The organism is Pseudomonas sp. SIMBA_068, from assembly GCF_046534705.1.
Lineage (GTDB): Bacteria > Pseudomonadota > Gammaproteobacteria > Pseudomonadales > Pseudomonadaceae > Aquipseudomonas > Aquipseudomonas putida.
Genome location: NZ_JAWRYI010000633.1, coordinates 1 through 267, shown reverse-complemented (window position 1 = coordinate 267; position 267 = coordinate 1). Strand labels below are relative to the sequence as shown.

Sequence of the window (267 nt, the reverse complement as noted above, 5' to 3'; positions counted from 1 at the left end):
CTCACAGATGAAATGCTCGACTTTATAAACAAAAAAGCCACTCAATGAGTGGCTTTTTGGCTTAGCTAAATAAATTATTTAGTTAAGTATACGTGTTGATTAAGCATTGCCCGGATTAGGGTTAGACTTTTCAGCTTGTATACGCATGTAAATCTCTTCACGATGCACTGAAACGTCTTTTGGTGCATTTACACCAATTCGAACTTGATTTCCTTTAACTCCTAAAACGGTCACTGTTACTTCGTCACCGATCATAAGGGTTTCACC

Annotated in this window: 1 protein-coding gene; it reads right to left on the bottom strand. The window is 37.8% G+C overall.

From position 1 onward, the window contains the following. Nucleotides 1-99 precede the first annotated feature (99 nt). Nucleotides 100-267: carbon storage regulator CsrA (gene csrA, locus SB756_RS30745; RefSeq protein ID WP_410913326.1), on the bottom strand; the 168-nt coding region annotated here is incomplete at its 5' end.